Origin of the sequence: Streptomyces sp. R-07 (assembly GCF_049913175.1) — a bacterium.
Taxonomy (GTDB): Bacteria; Actinomycetota; Actinomycetes; order Streptomycetales; family Streptomycetaceae; genus Streptomyces.
On sequence record NZ_CP183978.1, the window covers coordinates 4,301,905 to 4,322,210 of the forward strand.

Below are 20,306 nucleotides of genomic sequence, written 5' to 3' on the forward strand. Positions count from 1 at the left end.
TCACAGCTCCGGCGGCGGCGTCGGCGCACCCGGCAGCCGCAGCCTCGCCACCGTGCCGCCGCCCTCCGCCGGGGCGAGCGACACCGTGCCGCCCGCCTGCTGCACCGTACGCGCCACGATCGACAGGCCCAGGCCAGAGCCCGGCAGACTGCGGGCCGACGGGGAGCGCCAGAAGCGGTCGAAGACGTGCGGGAGCTCGTCCGGGGCGATGCCGGGGCCCTGGTCGCGGACGGTCAGCTCGCCCCGCATCAGGGTCACCTCGACCGTGCCCCGGGGCGGCGAGAACTTCACCGCGTTGTCCAGAACGTTCACCAGGGCCCGTTCGAGGGCCGGCGTCTCCCCCCGTACGTACCAGGGCGCGAGGTCCGTGACGAAGGTCAGCTCGGGGCCGCGCAGCCGCGCCCGGTCCAGGGCCGTCCGCAGGATCGTGTGCAGCGGGACCACCTCCAGCGGGCCCGGCTGCACCGCGTCCGGGCGGGCCAGCTCCTGGAGGTCGCCGATCAGCGCGGCCAGCTCCGTCATCTGCGCCTTCACCGAGGCCATCAGGGCCCGCCGGTCGTCCGGCGGGATCGCCCGGCCGGTCTCCTCGCTGCGCGCGAGCAGCTCGACGTTGGTACGCAGGGAGGTGAGCGGCGTCCGCAGTTCGTGGCCCGCGTCCGCGATGAGCTGCGCCTGCCGGTCCCGGGAGGTGGCGAGCGCCGCCGTCATCGTGTTGAAGGAGCGCGACAGGCGGGCGATCTCGTCCTCGCCCTCCACCGGGATGCGGACGGTGAGGTCCTCGGTCGCGGCGACGTGCTCGACCGCGTCGGTGAGCCGGTTCACCGGTTCGAGGCCGGTCCGCGCGACCCACAGGCCGGCCGCGCCCGCGCCGACGACGCCGATCCCGGAGACCAGGAGCAGCACCCAGCGGAGCGTGGACATCGAGTTGTCGATCTCGGAGAGCGGACGGGCGAGGGAGACGGCGAGCCCGACGGGGCCGTCCTGCGGGTAGGTGTAGACCCGCATCTCCCGGCCGTCGTCGTCCTTCACCGTGTGCAGGAGGTCCTCCAGCTGCCCCCGCGCCACCGCGAGGTCGCCGGCCCCGGCCGGGATCGCGGCCTCCCCCGAGGTGCACACGCTGCCGTTGGCGAGGATGACCTGCACGGTGTACGAGCCCGCCACCGGCGGCGGCGTCGTGCCCTGACGGCACATCGCGAGCAGGCTCTGCACGCCGTTCGCGTCGAGGCGGGTGCTGCGCAGCGAGGAGTCCATCTCCGCCTCCAGCTGCGCCCGCGTCACGAACCAGCAGGCCAGCGAAGCGGCCGCGACGGCGACCGCCACCGCGACGGCGGTGAGCAGGGCGAGCCGGGAGCGCAGCGGCCGCGAGCGGAACCAGGCCAGCGGACTCCTGAGGGGGCGTGTCACTCGGCGCCTCCTCCGCGCAGCGCGTAGCCGACGCCGCGCACGGTGTGGACGAGGCGCGGCTCACCGCCGGCCTCCGTCTTGCGCCGCAGATACATCACGTACACGTCCAGCGAGTTCGAACTGGGCTCGAAGTCGAAGCCCCACACGGCCTTCAGGATCTGCTCGCGGGTGAGGACCTGGCGCGGGTGCGCCAGGAACATCTCCAGGAGCGTGAACTCGGTCCGGGTCAGCTCCACGGTCCGCCCGCCCCGGGTCACCTCGCGCGTGGCCAGGTTCATCCGCAGGTCCTCGAAGGCGAGGACGTCGTCCTCGGCGGGGGCGGCGGCCGACGCCGACGCGTAGGAGCTGCGGCGGAGCAGGGCCCGGATGCGGGCGAACAGCTCGTCCAGCTCGAAGGGCTTCACCAGGTAGTCGTCGGCGCCGGCGTCGAGGCCGGTGACCCGGTCGCCGACGGTGTCGCGGGCGGTGAGCATGAGGATCGGCACGGTGGAGCCGGCGGCCCGGATCCGGCGGGCCGCCGTCAGCCCGTCCATGCGGGGCATCTGGATGTCGAGGACGACGAGATCGGGGGCGTACGACTCCATCGCGGCGAGCGCGTCGAGGCCGTCGACGGCGACCTTCGTCGCGTACCCCTCGAAGGCGAGGCTGCGGCGCAGGGCCTCCCGCACGGCGGGCTCGTCGTCGACGATGAGGATGCGCTCGGCTTCGTGCTGCTGTCCCGTCATGGGCTGTCCCGTCATGGGGTCAGCGTCGCATGCCGCCCGTACGCCGTTCAGCTGCCGCCGCCCGAGCGGAGGCTGTCCAGGTCGGCCTTCACCGTGTCGACCGGGATCGCGAATCCGAGGCCTACGCTTCCGGCCGTGGAGCCGCTCGAAGAACTGGGCGAATACATGGCCGAATTGATTCCGATGATCTCGCCGTTCATATTGATCAACGCACCGCCGGAATTCCCCGGATTGAGCGAGGCGTCGGTCTGGATCGCCTTGTACGTGGTCTTCGAGGAGCCGGTGTCGCCGTTGAACTGCTGCCCGCCGAACTCGAACGGCCAGCCCTGCCGCGGGTCCCACTGCTGCTGCCCCTGCTGCTGGTCCTGGCCGTCCTCGTCCTTGGCGACGGTCACGTCCCGGTCGAGCGCGGAGACGATGCCACTGGTGACGGTGCCGGTCAGGCCCTCGGGGGAGCCGATCGCCACGACCTCATCGCCGACCCTGACCTTCGAGGAGTCGCCGAGCGTGGCGGCCTTGAGCCCGGAGGCGCCCTTGAGCTTGATCAGGGCGAGGTCCTTGTCGGGGTCGGTGCCGACGACCTGGGCCTCGTACGTCTTGCCGTTGCTGAGCTGCACGGTGACCGAGGTCGCGCCGGAGACCACGTGGTTGTTGGTGACGATCTCGCCGTCGGAGGTGATGATCACGCCCGAGCCGGTGGACTTGCCGGAGTTCGAGGTCGCGGAGATCTCCACGATGGAGGGGGAGACCGCCTCGGCGACCCCGGCGACCGTGCCCTTGCTGCCGGTGGAGACGTTGGTGCCGCTCACGACGGGGGAGGAGGCGGTCGCGACCGTGTCGGAGGTGAGCTGCTGCACCAGCGTCGCCGTGCCGCCGCCGACCGCCGCGGCCGCGATGGCCACGGCCGCCATGAGTCCGACCCCGCGCTTGGCGCGGCGGCGGGGCGAGGGGGCCGGGGCGGGGACGGTGGCGACGAGGGGCGGGTCCACCGGCGGCGGCACGTGACCGCCCGAGGGCCAGATGGTCGTGCCCGGCTCGGTGGTGATCGGCCGCGTCGCCCCGTACGGTCCCTGCGCCGGCTGCGTCGCCTCGTACGGTCCCTGCGCCGACCGCATCGGCTGCGTCGGCTCGTACGGCGGCCTCGGCGGCTGCGGCGGGTAGTACGGCTGCTGGGGCTGCTGCTCCTGGAAGTCCGTCATGGCTATGACTCTCGGATCCGTACATGAGAGCCGTCTGAGGAGCGGCTGAGAAGCCCGACAGAACCCTGTATGTCCCGTATAAAGACCCGTCTTGAGACGGTCTCGAGACGGGGTTCGAGACGCGGTTCGAGACGGGTTTCGAGACGCGGTTCGAGACGGGTCTCGCGGACCTACTCGTGGCAGCCGCAGGAGCGGCGGACGATCAGGGCCGACGGGAAGAGCTTCACCCGCTCGCGGCGCGAGCCCGACACCCGGACCGAGTCGTCGAGGACCAGGTCCACGGCAGCCCGGGCCATCGCGGGGCGGTCCGAGGAGATCGTGGTCAGCGGCGGATCGGTGAGCGCCGCCTCCTTCACGTCGTCGAAGCCCGCGACCGCCAGCTCCGTCGGCACCTCGATGCGCAGCTCACGGGCGGCGCGGAGGACACCGAAGGCCTGGTCGTCGGTGGAGCAGAAGATGGCCGGCGGCCTGTCGGGGCCCGCGAGCAGCTTGAGGGCGACCTGGTAGGCGTCGTACCGGTTGTACGGGGCCTCGAAGAGCCGGCCCTCGGTCGAGCGGCCGGCCTCCAGCATGGCGCGCCGCCAGCCCTCGACGTGGTCGGCGACCGGGTCGCCGACGGCCGGGGTGTTCGGGACGCCGCCGAGGCACGCCACGTACGGGTGGCCGTGCTCCAGGAGGTGCCGGGTGGCGAGCTGGGCGCCGCCGATGTCGTCCGTCACGACGGCGACGTCGTCTATGGCCTCGGGCCGCTCGTGCAGCAGCACCACGCGCGCGTCCCAGGCCTCGATCTCGCTCGCGGCCTGCTCGCTCATGCCCTGGCTGACCAGGATCAGTCCGGAGACCCGCATCCCGAGGAAGGCCCGCAGGTAGTGGACCTCGCGCTCGGTCCGGTAGTCGGAGTTGCCGACGAGGACCATCTTCCCGCGCTCGGCGGCGGCCTGCTCGACCGCGTGCGCCATCTCGCCGAAGAACGGCTGCCGCGCGTCGGGGACGATCATGCCTATGAGGTCGGTGCGCCGGGAGGCCATCGCCTGGGCCACCCGGTCGGGCCGGTAGCCCAGCTCCTTGATGGCGGCGAGGACACGCTCGCGCGTGGCCGGGGCGACCGGCCGGGGTCCGTTGTTGATGACGTAGCTCACTACCGCGGTAGAAGTACCTGCCAGTCGAGCTACGTCATCCCGCGTCACCTTGGCCACGCGCGGAAGTCTACGCGGGGGGACCTACCTACCGGCAGGTCGCACTGTGGCATCCGCCACGTTCCTGTCCTCCGAGGGGGTGACGCCGTCCGTGGCGGCCTTGACGCCGGCGCTCGCGCGGGCCTTCTCCCGGTCGCGGGTGCTCTCGACTTTGGCGCGGGCCTCCTCCGCCGCCCGCTCGACCTTCTCGGGGGTGACGAACCGGTAGCCGACGTTCCGGACGGTGCCGATCAGCGACTCGTGCTCGGGGCCCAGCTTGGCCCGCAGGCGCCGTACGTGGACGTCGACCGTCCGGGTGCCGCCGAAGTAGTCGTACCCCCACACCTCCTGCAGGAGCTGGGCGCGCGTGAACACCCGGCCCGGGTGCTGGGCCAGGTACTTGAGCAGCTCGAACTCCTTGAAGGTCAGGTCCAGGACCCGGCCCTTGAGCTTCGCGCTGTACGTCGCCTCGTCGACCGACAGGTCGCCGTTGCGGATCTCCATCGGGGAGTCGTCGGAGACGATCTGCTGGCGGCCCATCGCGAGCCGCAGCCGCGCCTCGACCTCGGCCGGTCCGGCCGTGTCGAGGAGGACGTCGTCGATGCCCCAGTCGGCGGTGACGGCCGCGAGACCGCCCTCCGTGACGACGAGGATCAGCGGACAGCCGGGCCCGGTGGAGCGCAGCAGCTGACAGAGCGAGCGCACCTGCGGGAGGTCGCGCCGGCCGTCGACGAGGATCACGTCCGCGCCGGGGGTGTCCACGAGGGCGGGGCCCTCGGCCGGGGCGACCCGGACGTTGTGCAGCAGCAGGCCGAGTGCGGGGAGCACCTCGGTCGACGGCTGGAGGGCGTTGGTCAGGAGCAGCAGAGAACTCATCGCGCCGCACCTGCCCTGATCGTCGGTCCGTCGTGCGTCGTTCGCTCGTCCATGACGTCGGTTCCTCCTCGGTCCCTGCGAGGACGTCTATGTGTGCTCACGTGCGGCTCTCGCATCCTGAGAGCTTTCGTTCATCCATCCGTAACAACGGTCGGAAAACACAAAAGGACCCGGGGGCTGCGTTGCCCGGATCCTCTGGCAAGCAGAATAGCCCACATGAGTTCCGAGGCAGAGGGCCGATTTCACATGGTGGATGTTTCCTCGCTCACTTCCGTCCATCACCGGATGCCCCGGCGCGCAATGCTGCGTACCGATGACGGTGTCCGGATCGAGGCGGTTTACGAACCCTCACGGGCAAGTGTCACCGATACGGCGGTGGTCCTCGCCCACGGCTTCACCGGGTCGGCCGACCGGCCCGCCGTCCGGCGCGCCGCCCGGGCCCTCACGGAGCGCGGTGTGGCCGTCGTCACCTTCTCCTTCCGCGGGCACGGCCGCTCCGGCGGCCGCTCCACCGTCGGCGACCGGGAGGTCCTCGACCTGTCCGCCGCCGTCCGCTGGGCCCGTGAGCTCGGCCACACGCGCGTGGCGACCCTCGGGTTCTCCATGGGCGGCTCCGTGGTCCTGCGCCACGCGGCCCTGGAGCGGGGCACGGAGGGCCGCGCCGACGCGGTGGCCGCCGTGTCCGCACCCGCCCGCTGGTACTACCGGGGGACGGCCCCGATGCGCCGCGTCCACTGGGTGGTCACCCGGCCGGCGGGCCGCCTCGTCGGGCGGTACGGGTTCGGCACCCGGATCGACAGCCGGGCGTGGGACCCCGTGCCGCTGTCCCCGGTGGAGGCGGTGCCGCTGATCGCGCCGACCCCGCTGCTGATCGTCCACGGCGACCGGGACGCGTACTTCCCGCTCGACCACCCGCGCATGCTGGCCGCCGCGGGCGACGCGGAACTCTGGCTGGAGCGGGGCATGGGCCACGCGGAGAACGCGGCCGGCGAGGAGCTGCTCGCCCGGCTCGGGGACTGGCTCACGCGCGCGTAGCCCGGAGCGGACTCACGCGCGCGCAATCCGGAGCGGCTCATGCGCGCGCAATCCGGAGCGGACTCACGCGCGCGTAGCCCGGAGCCGGCTCATGCGCGCGCAGTCGTCGGAACGGGATCCACGCGCGCATAGCCCATGATGGGGGCGGCGCGCACACGAACGAAGGGAGCGCCGCTATGGCAGCGGGAACCATCCGCTACTGGGCCGCGGCCAAGGCCGCCGCCGGTGTCGCCGAGGAGCCGTACACCGCCGGGACCCTGGCCGAGGCCCTCGACGCGGCCCGCGCGAAGCACCCGGGCGAGCTCGTCCAGGTGCTCAGGCGGTGCTCGTTCCTGGTCGACGGCGACCCCGTCGGGACCCGGAGCCATGAGACGGTACGGCTTGCCGAGGGCGGCACGGTCGAGGTGCTCCCCCCGTTCGCAGGAGGGTGAACCCCAGAGCATGAGCAACGACCAGTACTACGGCGGGCAGCAGTACGACCCGCACGCGAACGGGCAGCCGGGCCCCGACGTCACGCAGACGTGGGAGGGCCAGACCTGGGACACCCAGTACCAGCCGGCCGTCTCGTACGAGCAGGTCCAGGCCGCCGCCCAGGCCCAGGCGCAGGCCCAGGCCCAGGCGCAGGCCCAGGCGCAGGCCCAGGCGCACCCGCAGGCTTCCGCCGGTTACGGGACGCAGGAGTCGTACCAGGAGCCGTACCAGCCGTACGAGCAGTACGCCTCGCACGGAGCCCCCGCCGCGTCCTACGCGGAGCCCGTCGCCGAGCCGGTGGCGCCGCCCGCGCCCGTGGCCGAGGCCGGGCCCTCGTACTCCTCGCCCACCACCTCCGGGAACACCCGCATCACCGACGCCCAGCGCGCCCGCGCCGAGGGGCGCTCGCCCGTGATCGAGCCCGGCATGCAGCCCGCCGCCCTCACCGCCGTCCTCGGCCTGCTGCTCGCGGGCGGCGCCTCCCTCGGCTCGTACGGGCTCCTCGTCCCGCTCGTCCTGCTCCAGGGCCTCACCGCCGCCGGCTGGTTCCGGCTCAACGGCATGTGGCCCGCCCGGCAGGGCATCGCGCTCGCCTTCCTCGGCGGCCTCGTCGCCGACGCCGCGCTCCTCGCCACCGGCCGGGAGCACGCGGCCGCCGCGATCCTGGGCACCCTCGGCGTCTGGGTGCTGCTCTGCCTGGTCCTCCAGCTGCGCAGCCACGCCGACCCCGACGAGCGCATGTACGGCCTGATGGCCACCATCGCCTCCGCCGCCCTGACCGTCGTCGCCACCGGACACCTCGGCGCCGCCCAGGACGCCGTGGTCGTCGGCGGGGTCGCGGTCGCCGCCACCGTCCTCGCCCGGGCGCTGCCGCTGCCCGGACCCGTCTCCCTGGTCGCCGCCCTGCTCGCCGCGGCGGGCGCCGGGATCGCGGCCGGCGGCCTCACCGACCTGGGCACCTCCGGGGCGCTGCTCGGCCTCGGCGCCGGCGTCTGTGCCCTGGTCGGCCTGCGGGTGGCCAGCTACGACTACCCGTCGCGGTTCGTTCACATGACCGCGGGCGTCGCGCTGCCGCTCACCGCCGCCGCGCCCGCCGTCTACCTGCTGGGCCGCGCCCTGGTCTGACGCGCGGCCCGTTCACGCACGGGAACCAACCGGCCCCCCGACACGTCGATCTTGTGTCGGGGGGCCGGAAGTTTTACGGGAACCACTACGGGGGGACGCACAGCCCATGCGAGCACTGCGGATTCTGTTGATCGTGGCCGTCGTGCTGGGCGGAGCACTCGTCGGTATCGACCGGCTGGCCCTGTCGTACGCCGAGTCGGAGGCGTCGAGCCGGGTGAAGCTCTCCGCCTCGACCAGCGACTCGATCGAGGTCGACATCAAGGGCTTCCCGTTCCTCACCCAGGTCGCCGACAAGCGGTTCGACGAGGTCGACGTGACGGCGACCGGCGTGCGGGCGAAGGCCGGCGACAAGGACATCCGGGTCGGCGAGCTGACCGTGGCCCTGCGGGACGTGACCGTGACCGGCGACTGGGCGGGCGCGAAGGCCGGCTCCGCCCGCGGCACGGCCCTCATCTCGTACGCGGACCTCACCGCCGCCTCCGACCGCGAGGCCACCGTCGCCTACGGCGGGAACGGCAAGGTGAAGGTCACCGGCGGCGTGACGATCATGGGCCGCACCCTGACGCGTTCCGTCCTCTCCACGGTGACCGTCGTGAACGGCGACACCATCCGGGTCCGCGCCGACGAGGTGCCGGGCGCCGGCATCCCGGGCGTGGAGGACCTGGTCCGCGCGCGCACCGACTTCGAGCGCCCGATCGGCATGATCGCCGGCATGAAGGTGGAGAAGGTCGAGCCGCGCCCGGACGGCCTGGCGGTCACCGTGAGCGGCAAGGACGTCGTCCTCGCGGGCTGACGGACGTCGTCCCTCGGGCCGGCGGAGGTCGTCCCTCGGGCCGGCGGAGGTCGTCCCTCGGGCCGGCGGAGGTCGTCCCTCGGGCCGGCGGACATCGTCCTCGCGGGCCGGCGGAGGGCCGGTCCTGAGACGGCGTCCGGGGCTCGGACATACCCTCTGGTCACATGCTGAGACACACCCGTCCGATCCGCAGAAGGCGAAGCGGACAGCTCGGTGCGGAGGCGTCCGGAGCCGGCCTCCAGCGTGATCACGTCTCGCATCTCGGACGATCGCGTCTCAAAATACGACACACCGGTGACACGGCCGCCTGTCCGTCCCTACGATCGAGGGCATGAAGCGACAGGCGGATCTCACGAAGCGGCGGGCAGTAGACCTGTGCCGCGTCGCCGCCATGCTCTGTCGCTCAGTCTGAGCGGGACGCCAACTCCCGTATCCCTCAGGCCCGTCGACTGCCGTCGGGGCCGCCCTGTGCAGAGCCGTACGCACGTCCGCTGTCCGTACGCCACGCGACGACGCGTACCGCACCACACATCCGCACCACCGCAGCACACCCCCGCACACTGCCCCGGAGGAGAACAGCATGGCTCGCAGCGACGTCCTGGTCGACGCGGACTGGGTCGAGGCCAACCTCGACAACCCGCAGGTCGCCATCGTCGAGGTCGACGAGGACACCTCGGCCTACGAGAAGAACCACATCCGCAACGCCGTCCGGATCGACTGGACCCAGGACCTGCAGGACCCGGTCCGTCGCGACTTCATCGACCAGGAGGGCTTCGAGAAGCTCCTCTCGGCCAAGGGCATCGCGAACGACACCACGGTCGTCCTCTACGGCGGCAACAACAACTGGTTCGCCTCCTACGCCTACTGGTACTTCAAGCTCTACGGCCACCAGGACGTCAAGCTCCTCGACGGCGGCCGCAAGAAGTGGGAGCTCGACTCCCGCGACCTGGTCGACGGCTCCGAGGTCCCGGCCCGCCCGGCCACCGACTACAAGGCCCAGGCCCAGGACGCCTCGATCCGCGCCTTCCGCGACGACGTCGTGGCCGCGATCGGCGCCCAGAACCTGGTCGACGTCCGCTCGCCCGACGAGTTCTCCGGCAAGCTGCTCGCCCCGGCGCACCTCCCGCAGGAGCAGTCGCAGCGCCCCGGCCACGTGCCGAGCGCCCGCAACATCCCGTGGTCGAAGAACGCCAACGACGACGGCACCTTCAAGTCGGACGACGAGCTCAAGGCCCTCTACGAGGCCGAGCAGGTCGACCTGGCGAAGGACACCATCGCCTACTGCCGCATCGGCGAGCGCTCCGCGCTCACCTGGTTCGTCCTGCACGAGCTGCTCGAGGTCACGAACGTCAAGAACTACGACGGCTCCTGGACCGAGTACGGCTCCCTCGTCGGCGTGCCGATCGAGCTCGGCGCCAACAAGTAACCGGTCGCGCGACCCCCGATACCTCTAGGACAGGACAGAGAACATGTGTGGAGCTCAGGTCGGCGGCCCCGACGTCAGCACGCTCAAGCCCGGTGAGACGGCCATCCAGGGCCAGGTGACCAAGAACGGCGAGCCCGTCACGGGTTACGTGCGCCTCCTCGACGGCTCCGGCGAGTTCACCGCCGAGGTCCCGACCTCGGCCACCGGCCAGTTCCGCTTCTACGCGGCGACCGGCGAGTGGACCCTGCGCGCCCTGGTTCCGGGCGCCCAGGCCGACCGGAAGGTCGTCGTCACGGAGACCGGCAGCCTGACGGACGTCGCCATCGCGGTCTGATTTCTCGACGCGCCTCTCGCACCGCTCGGCGCGGGGCGCCTCACGGCTTCGAGCCACTGCGCCGGACTCCGTCCATCGGACTCCGGCGCAGCGCGAAGCCACACCGAACGGCCGGAGGGCCGTGCCTCCTGGGGGGTTGGACGCCTATTCCAGGACTTGAGGCACGGCCCTCCGGTCTCTTTTCATCCCGGGGTGCCCGGCCGGTCGTACGCTGAAGGGGTGTACGCGCGACGTCGGCACGTCTACTTCTGGATGATGGGCGTCTGCCTGGTGCTTTTCGTGGGCGCCTGGGCCGTCGTCCGGCTCTTCTCGATGCCTGTCGCCATCGGTATGTGCGTGGTCGCCATGGTCATCCCCCCGGTCGCCGCGATGATCGCCAACCGCCGGGGCCCGGAGGATCGCTGGTGGGACGATCCGTCGGGCGACCCGAAGTCGGACGAGTGGTGGGACGAGCTGGACGGCAAGAAGCGCCGGAAGCCGTAGTGCCGTAGCTCCCGTGGCTCAGTAGACGAGGGCCTGCGTCTCGTCCGACATCGCTTCCTGGACGAAGAGCTGCGCGCCCGCGATGCGGACGCCGTCCAGGACGTCCTTCTCCGTGATCTCGCGGCGGGCCGCGCACTGCGTGCAGAGCGTGATGCGGCCGGCCGCCAGGATCGACTCGATCAGGTCCGGCAGCGGCGCGGCGTGCGGGAGTTCGAACTCCGCCGCGTGGCCGGGGAGGGCGAACCAGGAGGACTCGCCGGTCAGCCACAGCGAGACCTCGACGCCGCTGGCAACGGCGACGGCGGCCACCGTGAAGGCCTGGGAGCAGCGTTCGGGGGCGTCGGCCCCCGCGGTCACCTTGATCACGAGCTTCTTCGCCATATGCCGAACTGTAATGCGCGGCCCTGCAACCTCATGCGCCTCTCGCGTGTCAGCTGTGTGCGCGGGTGACGGAATCCGCGCTTCAGGTCTCGTGGGGGGACTCTTGAGTATTGAAGAAAGTATCCAAAATACGGATACAACATCACCGCCCGAGCCGGAGCCGGCCACGGAAACCGCGCCTCCGGTCCGCCGGCCGCGCCGTGTCCTCCGTACCGTCGGGCTGATCGCCGTCGCCGCCGTCATCGGCCTCGTCGGCGGCACCGCCGTCGGCTACGGCATCCAGGCCGACCGCGAACCGACCGCACTCCCGCCGCTGAACCAGCCGGGCCTCGCGTACCCGGCGAAGACGCTCCCCAAGGGCCAGGAGCCCGAGCCGCTCTCGGCGAAGGAGGACCGCCAGGCGAAGACGCAGGGCGACCTGCGGAAGCTCCTGGTACCGAAGCCGGCGGGGGCGCGGCCCGAGGGCGCGGACGGCTGGCAGTCGCTGTCCTCGTACGCCGACGACTTCACCCGGCCCGAGGGGGCGCTGGAGTTCCAGCTCGATCAGGGGATCCGGCGGATCGCCACGCGCACGTGGCGCGTGGGCGAGTACAAGCGCGTCGAGATCAACCTCGTGCAGTACCGCGCCACCTCCGGGAACGGAGCCCTGGAGCACGTGAAGCGGCAGCAGAGCATCGCCATCGGCGAGGGGAAGGCCGAGTCCCTCGGGGAGCCGGTGAAGGGCTCCGAGAACGGCCGCTACTTCCTCTACCCGGTCCACCGCGAGGCCGGATACATGGACCAGTACGAGGCCCGCGCCTTCATCCAGCGCGGCGACATCGCGATCACGATCCTGATGTCCGACACACGGAAGATCGCCGAGAACGAGATCCGTTCTCTGGCCGAGCGGCAGCTGGGGCGCCTGTGAGTGAGAAGCCGGGGAGCCGCACGCGCCGGATCCTGAAGAACACGCTGGCCGCCGTGGTCGTGCTAGGTGCCGTCGGCGGCGGTGTCGCGTACACCGCCGTCACCGTCGACCACGCCGACCGGACCGCCCCCACCGTGGCGTGGGCGGACCCCACCGCGACCGCGACCCCCGGGGACCCGGCCGCCGGTGTCGCCCGGGGACGGGCGTCCACCCCGCTGAGCAAGCTCCTCCTGCCCGTGCCGGAGGGCTACGCGCTCGGGGCGGACGTCGCGGGGTACGGCAACGACGACGAGCTGCCGGCGAAGGAGGCCGTGGCCCTGCTCAAGCAGTCGGGCCAGGGCTTCTACGGCAAGAAGCGCCGCACGTACGAGAAGGAGGTCGACCGGCTCGGCGTCCAGGGCGTGGCGATGCGCGCGTACGCCACGGAGGACAGCACCCTCCAGGCGGAGGTGCTCATCCTGCGGATGAAGGACAAGAAGAAGGTCCGGGAGTTCTTCGGGCTCCGCAAGGAGATGGCCGAGCTCCTGGAGCTGCGCAAGGGGCCGAAGGTCGAGGGCCACGCGAAGAACGCCGCCTGCTATCTGGGGCCCAAACCCGCGAAGCCCGAGGGGTTCGGCACCGACAAGCGGACGCCCGACCTGCAGAAGATGAGCTGCTCCGCGTACGACGGAGAGGTGATGGTCACCGTCACGGCGTTCGGTGCCGCGCCCTTCGACCAGGCGGCCGTGGCCGGCCTCCTGGAGAAGCAGCTTCGCCACATCGAGTCCCCGGGGGAGTACGTATGACCGAGCAGCTGACCGAGACGGCCGCCGACGAGGCCGCGGGGCCCCCGGCCCCGGAGACCGACGCGGTCGCGGAGCCCCCGGCCCCGGCCCCGGCCGCCGACGCGGTCGCGACCGCGCCCGCCCCGGAGACCCCGGAGCCGGTCGCCGAGTCCGCCCCCGCCGCTCCCCGGCGGTCCCGCCGGGTCCTGTGGGCGGTCGCCCGCTGGACGGCCGCCGTCGTGGTGTGCGGCGGCGTGGGCGCGGGCACCGCCATGGGCATCACCGCCCTCGACCGGAACGACGTGCCCGGCCTGGCGACCGAGAACGACGGCCGCTGGGAGTACCCGGCCCTCCGTCTCCCGGCGCTCCCGGCGGACCGGCCCCGCCCCTTCACCGAGGGCAACGAAGGCGAGATCCACTACGCCGACGTGCGCGAGCTGCTGCTGCCGGCACCGGCCGGCGCGACGCCCGACCCGAAGCTGAACGGCGGCTTCGTGTCCACGGACTCCTATCTCTCGCTCTACGGCAAGGAGACCCGCGACGAGCTGAAGCGGGCCCTGGCGGACTCCACGCTGCGGCACATCGCCGCCCGGGGCTGGACGACCCCGGACGGCACCCGCACCAGCATCCATCTGCTGCGGTTCAGCTCGGTGGCGTTCGCCGAGGCGTTCAAGGACGAGGCGGTGGAGGCGGACGCGGCGGACGGCCCGAAGGCCCTGCCGGACGGGGTGGAGGGCGTCGTCCTGGAGGACTTCGCGGACGACATCGGCGTACCGGACACGAGCGTGTACGCGTTCCGGGAGAAGAAGCCGTACGGACCCGAGCAGGTCCGCTGGGCCTACGTCCAGGCCGGCGACACCCTCGCGCTGATCACCCAGACCCGTAAGGGCGAGGCGCTCGCCGTGCCGTTCCAGCAGACCGTCACCCTGCAGAACCAGCTTCTCGGCTGATCGTCCGCGAGACCCACCTCACCGAGTGGGCCGGACCCCAGCCCACTAAGCTGGGGTCCGGCCCGTTCCGCCTTCACCGCTCAGTCGAGGAGCACCCCGTGATCGTTTTCTTCGAAACCCTCCTGGTCCTGGTCGCCGTCGGCGTGATCGCCTTCGCCGGTCTGACCGTGAAGAAGCTGTACCAGGGCCAGCGGTAACCACTTCTAGAGAACGCCAGAGCTGCTCATGATCGAGATCCCGTCCGACCTCAATCCGGACCTCGTCCCCCTCGCGTTCCTGCTCGGTACGTGGGAGGGCGCGGGCGTCTCCGACTTCCCCGGCGCCGAGAAGTGCAACTTCGGCCAGTCCGTGACGTTCAGCCACGACGGCCGGGACTTCCTCGAGTACCACTCGCACTCCTGGGTCCTGGACAACGAGGGCAACAAGGTCCGTCCGCTGGAGAGCGAGAGCGGCTACTGGCGGATCGACAAGGACCGCCAGGTCGAGATCGTCATGGTCCGCGACCAGGGCATCGTCGAGATCTGGTACGGCGAGCTCGCCGACCAGAAGCCGCAGATCGACCTGGCGACGGACGCCGTCGCGCGGACCTCGGCCTCGGGTGAGTACAGCGGCGGCAAGCGGCTCTACGGCTACGTGAAGAGCGACCTGATGTGGGTGGGCGAGAAGGCGACCCCCGAGGTCCCGCTCCGCCCGTACATGTCGGCGCACCTGAAGAAGGTCGTCACGCCGGAGGAGGTCGCGGAGATGGCCCGCAACCTGCCCGACATGCCGGACGACGGCATCGCCTTCTTCCGCTAGACACTCCGGGGTGCGCGCCGCGTCCTCCTACACTGGGGGGCGTGGTGAGCACCGACTGGAAGAGCGATCTGCGGCAGCGTGGCTATCGGCTGACGCCGCAGCGTCAGCTTGTCCTGGAGGCCGTCGACAAGCTGGAGCACGCGACGCCCGACGACATCCTGGTGGAGGTCCGCAGGACGGCCTCCGGGGTGAACATCTCCACCGTGTACCGGACCCTGGAGCTCCTGGAGGAGCTCGGGCTCGTCTCCCATGCGCATCTGGGGCACGGGGCGCCGACCTATCACCTCGCCGACCGGCACCACCATCTGCACCTGGTCTGCCGGGACTGCTCCGGGGTGATCGAGGCGGACGTGGAGGTGGCCGCCGAGTTCACCGGGAAGCTCCGCGAGACCTTCGGGTTCGAGACGGACATGAAGCACTTCGCGATCTTCGGCCGGTGCCGGGACTGCTCGAACAAGGACGCGGCCGCCGAGTCGTAGGCTCTTCTGTATGAAGAGCCCTCTGTTGTCCCTGTCCGGCGCCGTCCCCGCCGAAGGCCGCGACGAAGGCGTCGCCGCGCACTACGGCGACCTGTTCCGCGAGCAGCGCGTCCTCTCCGAGGGCAACGGTTTCGTCGACCTCTCGCACCGGGGCGTCATCGCCGTCACCGGTGACGACCGGCGGAGCTGGCTGCACCTGCTCGTCACCCAGCACATGACCGACCTGCCGCCCGGGCAGGCGACCGAGGCGCTGATCCTCTCCGCGAACGGGCACATCGAGCACGCCCTGTACCTCGTCGACGACGGCGAGACGGTGTGGGCGCACGTCGAGCCGGGGACGCGCGAGGAGCTCGTCGCGTACCTGGAGTCGATGAAGTTCTTCTACCGGGTGGAGGTCGCCGACCGGACCGAGGACTTCGCCGTCGTCCACCTGCCGGCCGGGTCCATCGCCGAGGTGCCCGAGGGCGTCGTCGTACGGGAGACCCCGCACGGCCGTGATCTGTTCCTGCCCCGCGCCGACCTGGAGTCCTTCGCGGCCTCGCACGGGCCGGCCGCCGGGATCCTCGCGTACGAGGCGCTGCGGGTCGAGGCGCACCGGCCGCGGCTCGGCTTCGAGACCGACCACCGGACCATCCCGCACGAGGTCGGTCTCATCGGCAGCGCCGTCCACCTCCAGAAGGGCTGCTACCGGGGCCAGGAGACCGTCGCCCGGGTGCAGAACCTGGGGAAGCCGCCGCGCCGTCTGGTCTTCCTGCACCTGGACGGCAGCGAGGTGCTCCTGCCCGCGCACGGCACCCCGCTCCGGCTCGCGTCCGACGGCGAGGAGGGCCGCCAGCTCGGCTTCGTGACGACGGCCGTCCGCCACCACGAGCTCGGGCCGATCGCCCTCGCCCTGGTCAAGCGGAACGTGCCGGTGGACGCCCCGCTGATCGCCGGGACGACGGCTGCCGCGCAGGAGGTCGTGGTCGAGCCGTAGGCCGGCGGCGTCCGGGGTTCAGCGTCGGAGGGCTTCGGCGGGCTGGATCCGGGCGGCCCGCCAGGCGGGATACAGGCCGGCGATCAGCCCGGTGAGCAGGCCGATCGCCGGCGCGGTGGCGACCGTGAGCGGATGGACGACAGGGGTCCACGCCCGCACGGCCGCCACGGCCACGACGGTCAGGACGCCCAGCGAGGTGCCGACCAGTCCGCCGAGAGCGCCGAGAACACCGGACTCCGCGAGGAACTGGGCCAGAACGTGTCGCCCTCGTGCGCCCAGAGCGCGCCGGAGCCCGATCTCGCCCGTCCGCTCGAGCACCGCCACCAGCGTGGTGTTGGCGATCCCGACGGCGCCGATGACGAGACAGATGGCCGCGAGGACGAGGAAGAGCTGCCCGAGGTCGCTGCTGACCCCGCCCCGCAGCATGCGCGGGTCCGGCGGAGGGACTGCCTTCAGATACTCCGGGTGGTCCGGTCGCAGCGCCGTGGGTGCCTGTTCGGCGATCTGGGGGGCCGCGCCGAGGTCGGTGGAGATCAGCATGGCTGCTCCGTCGCGCGGGGGTCCCCACATGCGCTCGGCCGTCTTCGGGGGGACGATCACGGAGAGCAACAAATCCGTTTTCCGCTCGGTGCCGCCGATGATACCCGCGACCGTGAACGGCTGGTTCCCGATGAAGACGGCGGGACGCGTCTCCAGCGTCGTGATGCCGAGCCGCTCGGCGATGCTCCGGCCCAGGACCGCGACGGGCTGTGCGCCGTCCGCGGCGAAGTCGTCGTAGACACGCCCTTCGACGAGGGAGACCGCAGCGGCGGACAGCACACCCGGGGACGCGGCGACGACTTCGGCCCGCTCGCCGCCCGATCCGTCGCCTGCGCCGCTCACGAGGGCAGCGCGCACGCTCCGGACCGGCGGGAGATCCACGGTCCAGTACACGCCGGCGTGCTGTACTCCGGCGAGTCGTTCGACCCGTTCGGCGGCGTCGGAGGGGAATCCGGGGCCAGCGAACTCGTTCTGCTCCCGGGAGACATCGCGGACGGTGACCTCGGTCGCCGCCAGCGCGTTGAAACGGCCGTCGATCTGTGACGAGGCGGTGGCGGTGAGGCCGAGGATCGCGACGAAGGAGCCCACGCCGAGGACCGTCCCCAGCGCGGTGAGCACCGACCGGGCGGGACGCCGGACGATACCCGCGAGCGCCTCGGACAACAGGTCCCGGCCACTGAACACCGATAGTTGTACGACGGGCCTGCGGCGGCGGATCACGGCATTCCTTCCGCCCCGTGGGGGAGACGGCTGCCCGCCGCCACGGCAGCCGTCCCGTCCGCCTCGTCCAGGGCGCCGTCCCGGATGGTCAGGGTGCGCCCACCGTTCGCGGCGACCTCCGGGTCGTGCGTGATCATGACTATCGTCATGCCGTCCTCGTTCAGTTCCCGCAACAGGGCAAGGATCGAGCCCGCGTTGGCGCTGTCCAGGTTCCCCGTGGGTTCGTCGCACAGGAGGACCGACGGGCGGCCGACGAGTGCGCGGGCGATGGCGACGCGCTGTCGCTCGCCGCCGGACAGGGTCGTCGGCAGGGCGTGGGCCCGGTGTTCCAGGCCAACACGTTCGAGTACGGCGAGCGCGCGGGGGTCGCGCTCACGGCGGGGCGTTCCGTTGTGGACCAGGGCGAGGGCCACGTTCTCCAGGGCGCTGCGGTGCGGCAGGAGGTGGAACGACTGGAAGACGAAACCCAGCCTGCGGCCCCGCAGCGCGGTCCGCTCCGCGTCCGTGAGTCCGCTGACGTCGATCTCGTCGAGCAGGTACGTTCCGGCGGACGGGGTGTCCAGCAGCCCCAGGATGTTGAGGAAGCTCGACTTTCCGGATCCGGAGGGCCCCACGACGGTGACGAAGGCACCCCTGGGCACGGAGAGGTCGCACGGCTTGAGCGCCTCCACGGCGGGCGGGCCGGGGTAGGTCAGGCCGACTCCCCGCAGCTCGATCACTGTTGCCACCGGCGGGTCTTGCGGGTCTGGCGTCATGGCCTTCCGCCGTCGTCGGGGGCCAGTCCCGCAGCGGGGTCCTCCGCGGACGGCGCCTCGGCGCCGGAAGCACGGCCGACTCCGGTGACGACGGCGTCCCCCTCTCGGAGTTCACCCCGGCCGACCGGGGTGACCGCGACGTATCCGTCGCCCGCCGTCCCAGGGCGCACTTCGACGCGCCGCCGGTTGTCCGAGGGGCCGATCACGGTCACCGTCGTCCTGCCGTCGGCGCCGGAGCTGAGGGCAGTGATCGGAACGACGAGAGCCTTGCTCCCGGTGGAAGCCGCTTCGATGGTGAGCCGCACGTCCTGGCCGGTCAGGCGTTCGTCGAGGGGCTTGTCCGGAATGATCTCCACCAGGTAGCCCGTGTTCTCGGAGCCGGTCGTGGAGTCTCCCTCCGCGGACTGTGCCGGGGCGACGGGCTCGGAGGCCACCGAGGAGACGCGGGCGGCCGCAGTCACGCCCGTGGCCTCGGAATAGATCTCGACCCGCTGGCCCCGGCGCAGCAGCCCCGTCTGGTACTCGGGGACGTACGACTGGACGAGCAGCTTCCCCGCCGAGACGGTCAATGACACCTCTCCCGCTTCGCTGCCGACACCGCCCTTCATCGAGTCGAGCCGGCCCGGGAAGCCGGAGAGGTAGATGATCTCGCCCGCGGGAAGCATGGGACCGGTGGACGCCTCCGTCTCGGCCAGCTCGTTCCGCGCCGCCGCCAGATCCTCGGCGGCGCGGGTCACGCCGGTCCGGGAGTCCTGGGGACTGCCGGCGGTTCCGGCGTCGGTGTTCGTGCCCCTGTCGCCCGTGTTCGCGGCGGCTCGGGCATCCTCCCAGCCGCGCTGTGCCTGCTTCACCGCTTCCCGGGCGGACTTGAGAGCCGTGACGGCGTCCGTCCGGGCGGGGAGGGGTTCGTAGCCGAGGCCGGTGTAGAGGGCGGTGAGCGCGTTCTTCGTGCCGGGCCCGAACACGCCCTTCGGGTCGCCGCCGGTGCTGTGCCCGAGGAGCGCGAGCGCGTGCTGGAGCTGTCGTACGTCGGCGCCGGTCGCGCCCGGTCGCAGGTCCCGGTACGAGGGAAGGGTGCCCTGGAGGGCGATCACGGGACGCCCGCTGACCTCGACGAGCACCGAGCCGAGGCGCACTGCGTCGCCCTGGCGCAGGGGGAGGCGGGTCACCACGGGGGAGACCGAGCTTTCCGGTCCGGTGATCTGGGGCTTCACGCGGAGCGACTGGGTCGCCTTCACCTGCCCCCGGGTGATGACGGAGGAGACGAGTACCCGGTGTTCTACGGGGGCGGTGAGCGGAGCCGGCTTGGGTGGACGCGCGTCTGCGGCGGCCTGCGCCGGGGACTTGATGGTGCCGGCGGCCAGGACGCCGCCGACCGACACGAGGACGGCCGCACCGGCGATGACCAGCGCCCACCGCCGGCGAAGTGCGGTGCCGTTCGGAGCTGTGGGACTCCCGCTTCGTTCCTGTGTCATGGGGGCTCAGCCGCCCAGGTGGCCGCTGCCGCCGTCGCCGGGCGCGCAGGCGCGCTGCGCCGCGCGGAGCGCCTCCTTGTCACCGTTCCCGATCTTCTCCGAGAGGGGAGTGTCGCCGGTCTTGGGGTCGGGATCCGGGTAGTCCTTGATCCCCTGAGCGCGCACGCAGGCGCTGAACTCCCGTGCGGCGGCGAGCTGTTCCTCGGTCGCCTCGGGGGCCTCTTCCTTGGGAAGCAGGCCCTTGCAGGCCTCTTGGGCACGCATCTGCTTGGCGCCGTCGTTCGCCGGGTCGTCCTTGTCCACGCGAAGTCGGGAGTCCTCCAGCTCCTCCAGGACGATGCCCTGTTTCTCCAGGCAGCGGAAGTAGGTGACTTCCTTCTGGGTGGGGGCGCCGCTGTGGTTCGCGCTGGGGGTCCCCTTCTCGGAACAGCCCAGGACGAGGGCGCCGAGCATGAGGACGGTGGTGACGCGGATGGCGTGGCGCGATGCCGTACGCACGGAAGACACAGGTAGAC

General features: G+C 71.9%; 24 protein-coding genes. 14 read left to right on the forward strand and 10 right to left on the reverse strand.

The window, feature by feature from the left end; all coding sequences use genetic code 11:
- The 5 genes from ACN9M0_RS19615 to ACN9M0_RS19635 all read right to left on the reverse strand — a co-directional run bounded on the left by ACN9M0_RS19615 (position 1) and on the right by ACN9M0_RS19635 (position 5,379).
- Entirely contained in the window at positions 1–1,404 is a 1,404-nt protein-coding gene (locus ACN9M0_RS19615) for a sensor histidine kinase (protein WP_366038795.1), read from the reverse strand.
- Positions 1,401–2,129 (reverse strand): response regulator transcription factor, encoded by a 729-nt coding sequence (locus ACN9M0_RS19620; RefSeq protein ID WP_366038880.1) that lies wholly within the window; start codon positions 2,127–2,129, stop codon positions 1,401–1,403. The genes ACN9M0_RS19615 and ACN9M0_RS19620 overlap by 4 nt, the downstream gene beginning before the upstream one ends.
- A gap of 47 nt (positions 2,130–2,176) precedes the next feature.
- Positions 2,177–3,328: a S1C family serine protease gene (locus ACN9M0_RS19625; protein ID WP_426403965.1), complete on the reverse strand. Its 1,152-nt coding sequence runs from the start codon at positions 3,326–3,328 to the stop codon at positions 2,177–2,179.
- A gap of 170 nt (positions 3,329–3,498) precedes the next feature.
- Entirely contained in the window at positions 3,499–4,524 is a 1,026-nt protein-coding gene (locus ACN9M0_RS19630) for a LacI family DNA-binding transcriptional regulator (protein WP_366038797.1), read from the reverse strand.
- 24 nt (positions 4,525–4,548) lie between these two features.
- Positions 4,549–5,379, reverse strand: a complete 831-nt coding sequence (locus ACN9M0_RS19635) for a response regulator transcription factor (RefSeq protein ID WP_366038798.1) — start codon at positions 5,377–5,379, stop codon at positions 4,549–4,551.
- 216 nt (positions 5,380–5,595) lie between these two features.
- Here ACN9M0_RS19635 and ACN9M0_RS19640 point away from each other — a divergent pair, with 216 nt between their 5' ends.
- From ACN9M0_RS19640 to ACN9M0_RS19675, 8 genes are all read left to right on the forward strand, one after another.
- Positions 5,596–6,414 carry an alpha/beta hydrolase gene (locus tag ACN9M0_RS19640; protein ID WP_399700885.1) on the forward strand — a complete coding sequence of 273 codons (819 nt, stop codon included), beginning with the start codon at positions 5,596–5,598 and terminating at the stop codon, positions 6,412–6,414.
- A 176-nt stretch (positions 6,415–6,590) separates the two neighbouring features.
- Positions 6,591–6,845 carry a MoaD/ThiS family protein gene (locus ACN9M0_RS19645; RefSeq protein WP_366038800.1) on the forward strand — a complete coding sequence of 85 codons (255 nt, stop codon included), beginning with the start codon at positions 6,591–6,593 and terminating at the stop codon, positions 6,843–6,845.
- A 10-nt stretch (positions 6,846–6,855) separates the two neighbouring features.
- Positions 6,856–8,010: a hypothetical protein gene (locus tag ACN9M0_RS19650; RefSeq protein ID WP_426403966.1), complete on the forward strand. Its 1,155-nt coding sequence runs from the start codon at positions 6,856–6,858 to the stop codon at positions 8,008–8,010.
- A 106-nt stretch (positions 8,011–8,116) separates the two neighbouring features.
- Positions 8,117–8,803 (forward strand): LmeA family phospholipid-binding protein, encoded by a 687-nt coding sequence (locus ACN9M0_RS19655; protein ID WP_366038802.1) that lies wholly within the window; start codon positions 8,117–8,119, stop codon positions 8,801–8,803.
- A gap of 331 nt (positions 8,804–9,134) precedes the next feature.
- The gene (locus tag ACN9M0_RS19660) at positions 9,135–9,215 is read left to right on the forward strand and encodes a putative leader peptide (protein WP_350497993.1); all 81 of its coding nucleotides are present in this window, start codon (positions 9,135–9,137) and stop codon (positions 9,213–9,215) included.
- A gap of 168 nt (positions 9,216–9,383) precedes the next feature.
- A complete protein-coding gene (locus ACN9M0_RS19665) occupies positions 9,384–10,229 on the forward strand; it encodes a sulfurtransferase (RefSeq protein WP_366038803.1) in 846 nt (281 codons plus the stop codon).
- Between the two features lie 43 nt (positions 10,230–10,272).
- A complete protein-coding gene (locus tag ACN9M0_RS19670) occupies positions 10,273–10,563 on the forward strand; it encodes a DUF1416 domain-containing protein (RefSeq protein ID WP_399700891.1) in 291 nt (96 codons plus the stop codon).
- 219 nt (positions 10,564–10,782) lie between these two features.
- Entirely contained in the window at positions 10,783–11,046 is a 264-nt protein-coding gene (locus tag ACN9M0_RS19675) for a DUF3099 domain-containing protein (RefSeq protein WP_366038807.1), read from the forward strand.
- An 18-nt stretch (positions 11,047–11,064) separates the two neighbouring features.
- On the opposite strand, the gene ACN9M0_RS19680 is transcribed toward ACN9M0_RS19675, so the two are convergent.
- Complete coding sequence (locus ACN9M0_RS19680; protein ID WP_426403967.1) at positions 11,065–11,427, reverse strand: DsrE family protein; 363 nt, start codon at positions 11,425–11,427, stop codon at positions 11,065–11,067.
- 103 nt (positions 11,428–11,530) lie between these two features.
- Between ACN9M0_RS19680 and ACN9M0_RS19685 the strand changes: the two genes are divergently transcribed.
- The 6 genes from ACN9M0_RS19685 (at position 11,531) to ACN9M0_RS19710 (ending at position 16,301) form a co-directional block, all read left to right on the forward strand.
- A complete protein-coding gene (locus ACN9M0_RS19685) occupies positions 11,531–12,334 on the forward strand; it encodes a hypothetical protein (RefSeq protein ID WP_426403968.1) in 804 nt (267 codons plus the stop codon).
- A complete protein-coding gene (locus tag ACN9M0_RS19690) occupies positions 12,331–13,119 on the forward strand; it encodes a hypothetical protein (protein WP_366038810.1) in 789 nt (262 codons plus the stop codon). The genes ACN9M0_RS19685 and ACN9M0_RS19690 overlap by 4 nt, the downstream gene beginning before the upstream one ends.
- Complete coding sequence (locus tag ACN9M0_RS19695) at positions 13,116–14,048, forward strand: hypothetical protein (protein ID WP_426403969.1); 933 nt, start codon at positions 13,116–13,118, stop codon at positions 14,046–14,048. The genes ACN9M0_RS19690 and ACN9M0_RS19695 overlap by 4 nt, the downstream gene beginning before the upstream one ends.
- Before the next feature lie 225 nt (positions 14,049–14,273).
- Positions 14,274–14,846: an FABP family protein gene (locus tag ACN9M0_RS19700; protein WP_366038812.1), complete on the forward strand. Its 573-nt coding sequence runs from the start codon at positions 14,274–14,276 to the stop codon at positions 14,844–14,846.
- 41 nt (positions 14,847–14,887) lie between these two features.
- Positions 14,888–15,325 (forward strand): Fur family transcriptional regulator, encoded by a 438-nt coding sequence (locus ACN9M0_RS19705; protein WP_366038813.1) that lies wholly within the window; start codon positions 14,888–14,890, stop codon positions 15,323–15,325.
- A 10-nt stretch (positions 15,326–15,335) separates the two neighbouring features.
- Positions 15,336–16,301, forward strand: a complete 966-nt coding sequence (locus ACN9M0_RS19710) for a YgfZ/GcvT domain-containing protein (RefSeq protein WP_366038814.1) — start codon at positions 15,336–15,338, stop codon at positions 16,299–16,301.
- Between the two features lie 18 nt (positions 16,302–16,319).
- Here ACN9M0_RS19710 and ACN9M0_RS19715 read toward each other — a convergent pair whose 3' ends face one another.
- The 4 genes from ACN9M0_RS19715 to ACN9M0_RS19730 are packed head-to-tail and all read right to left on the reverse strand — an operon-like array spanning position 16,320 to position 20,289.
- Positions 16,320–17,561 (reverse strand): ABC transporter permease, encoded by a 1,242-nt coding sequence (locus ACN9M0_RS19715; RefSeq protein WP_366038815.1) that lies wholly within the window; start codon positions 17,559–17,561, stop codon positions 16,320–16,322.
- The gene (locus tag ACN9M0_RS19720; protein WP_366038816.1) at positions 17,558–18,316 is read right to left on the reverse strand and encodes an ABC transporter ATP-binding protein; all 759 of its coding nucleotides are present in this window, start codon (positions 18,314–18,316) and stop codon (positions 17,558–17,560) included. The genes ACN9M0_RS19715 and ACN9M0_RS19720 overlap by 4 nt, the downstream gene beginning before the upstream one ends.
- A complete protein-coding gene (locus ACN9M0_RS19725) occupies positions 18,313–19,791 on the reverse strand; it encodes a peptidoglycan-binding protein (protein ID WP_366038817.1) in 1,479 nt (492 codons plus the stop codon). Before ACN9M0_RS19725 ends, ACN9M0_RS19720 begins: the two co-directional genes overlap by 4 nt.
- A 6-nt stretch (positions 19,792–19,797) precedes the next feature.
- A complete protein-coding gene (locus tag ACN9M0_RS19730; RefSeq protein WP_366038818.1) occupies positions 19,798–20,289 on the reverse strand; it encodes a hypothetical protein in 492 nt (163 codons plus the stop codon).
- Positions 20,290–20,306 lie beyond the last annotated feature (17 nt).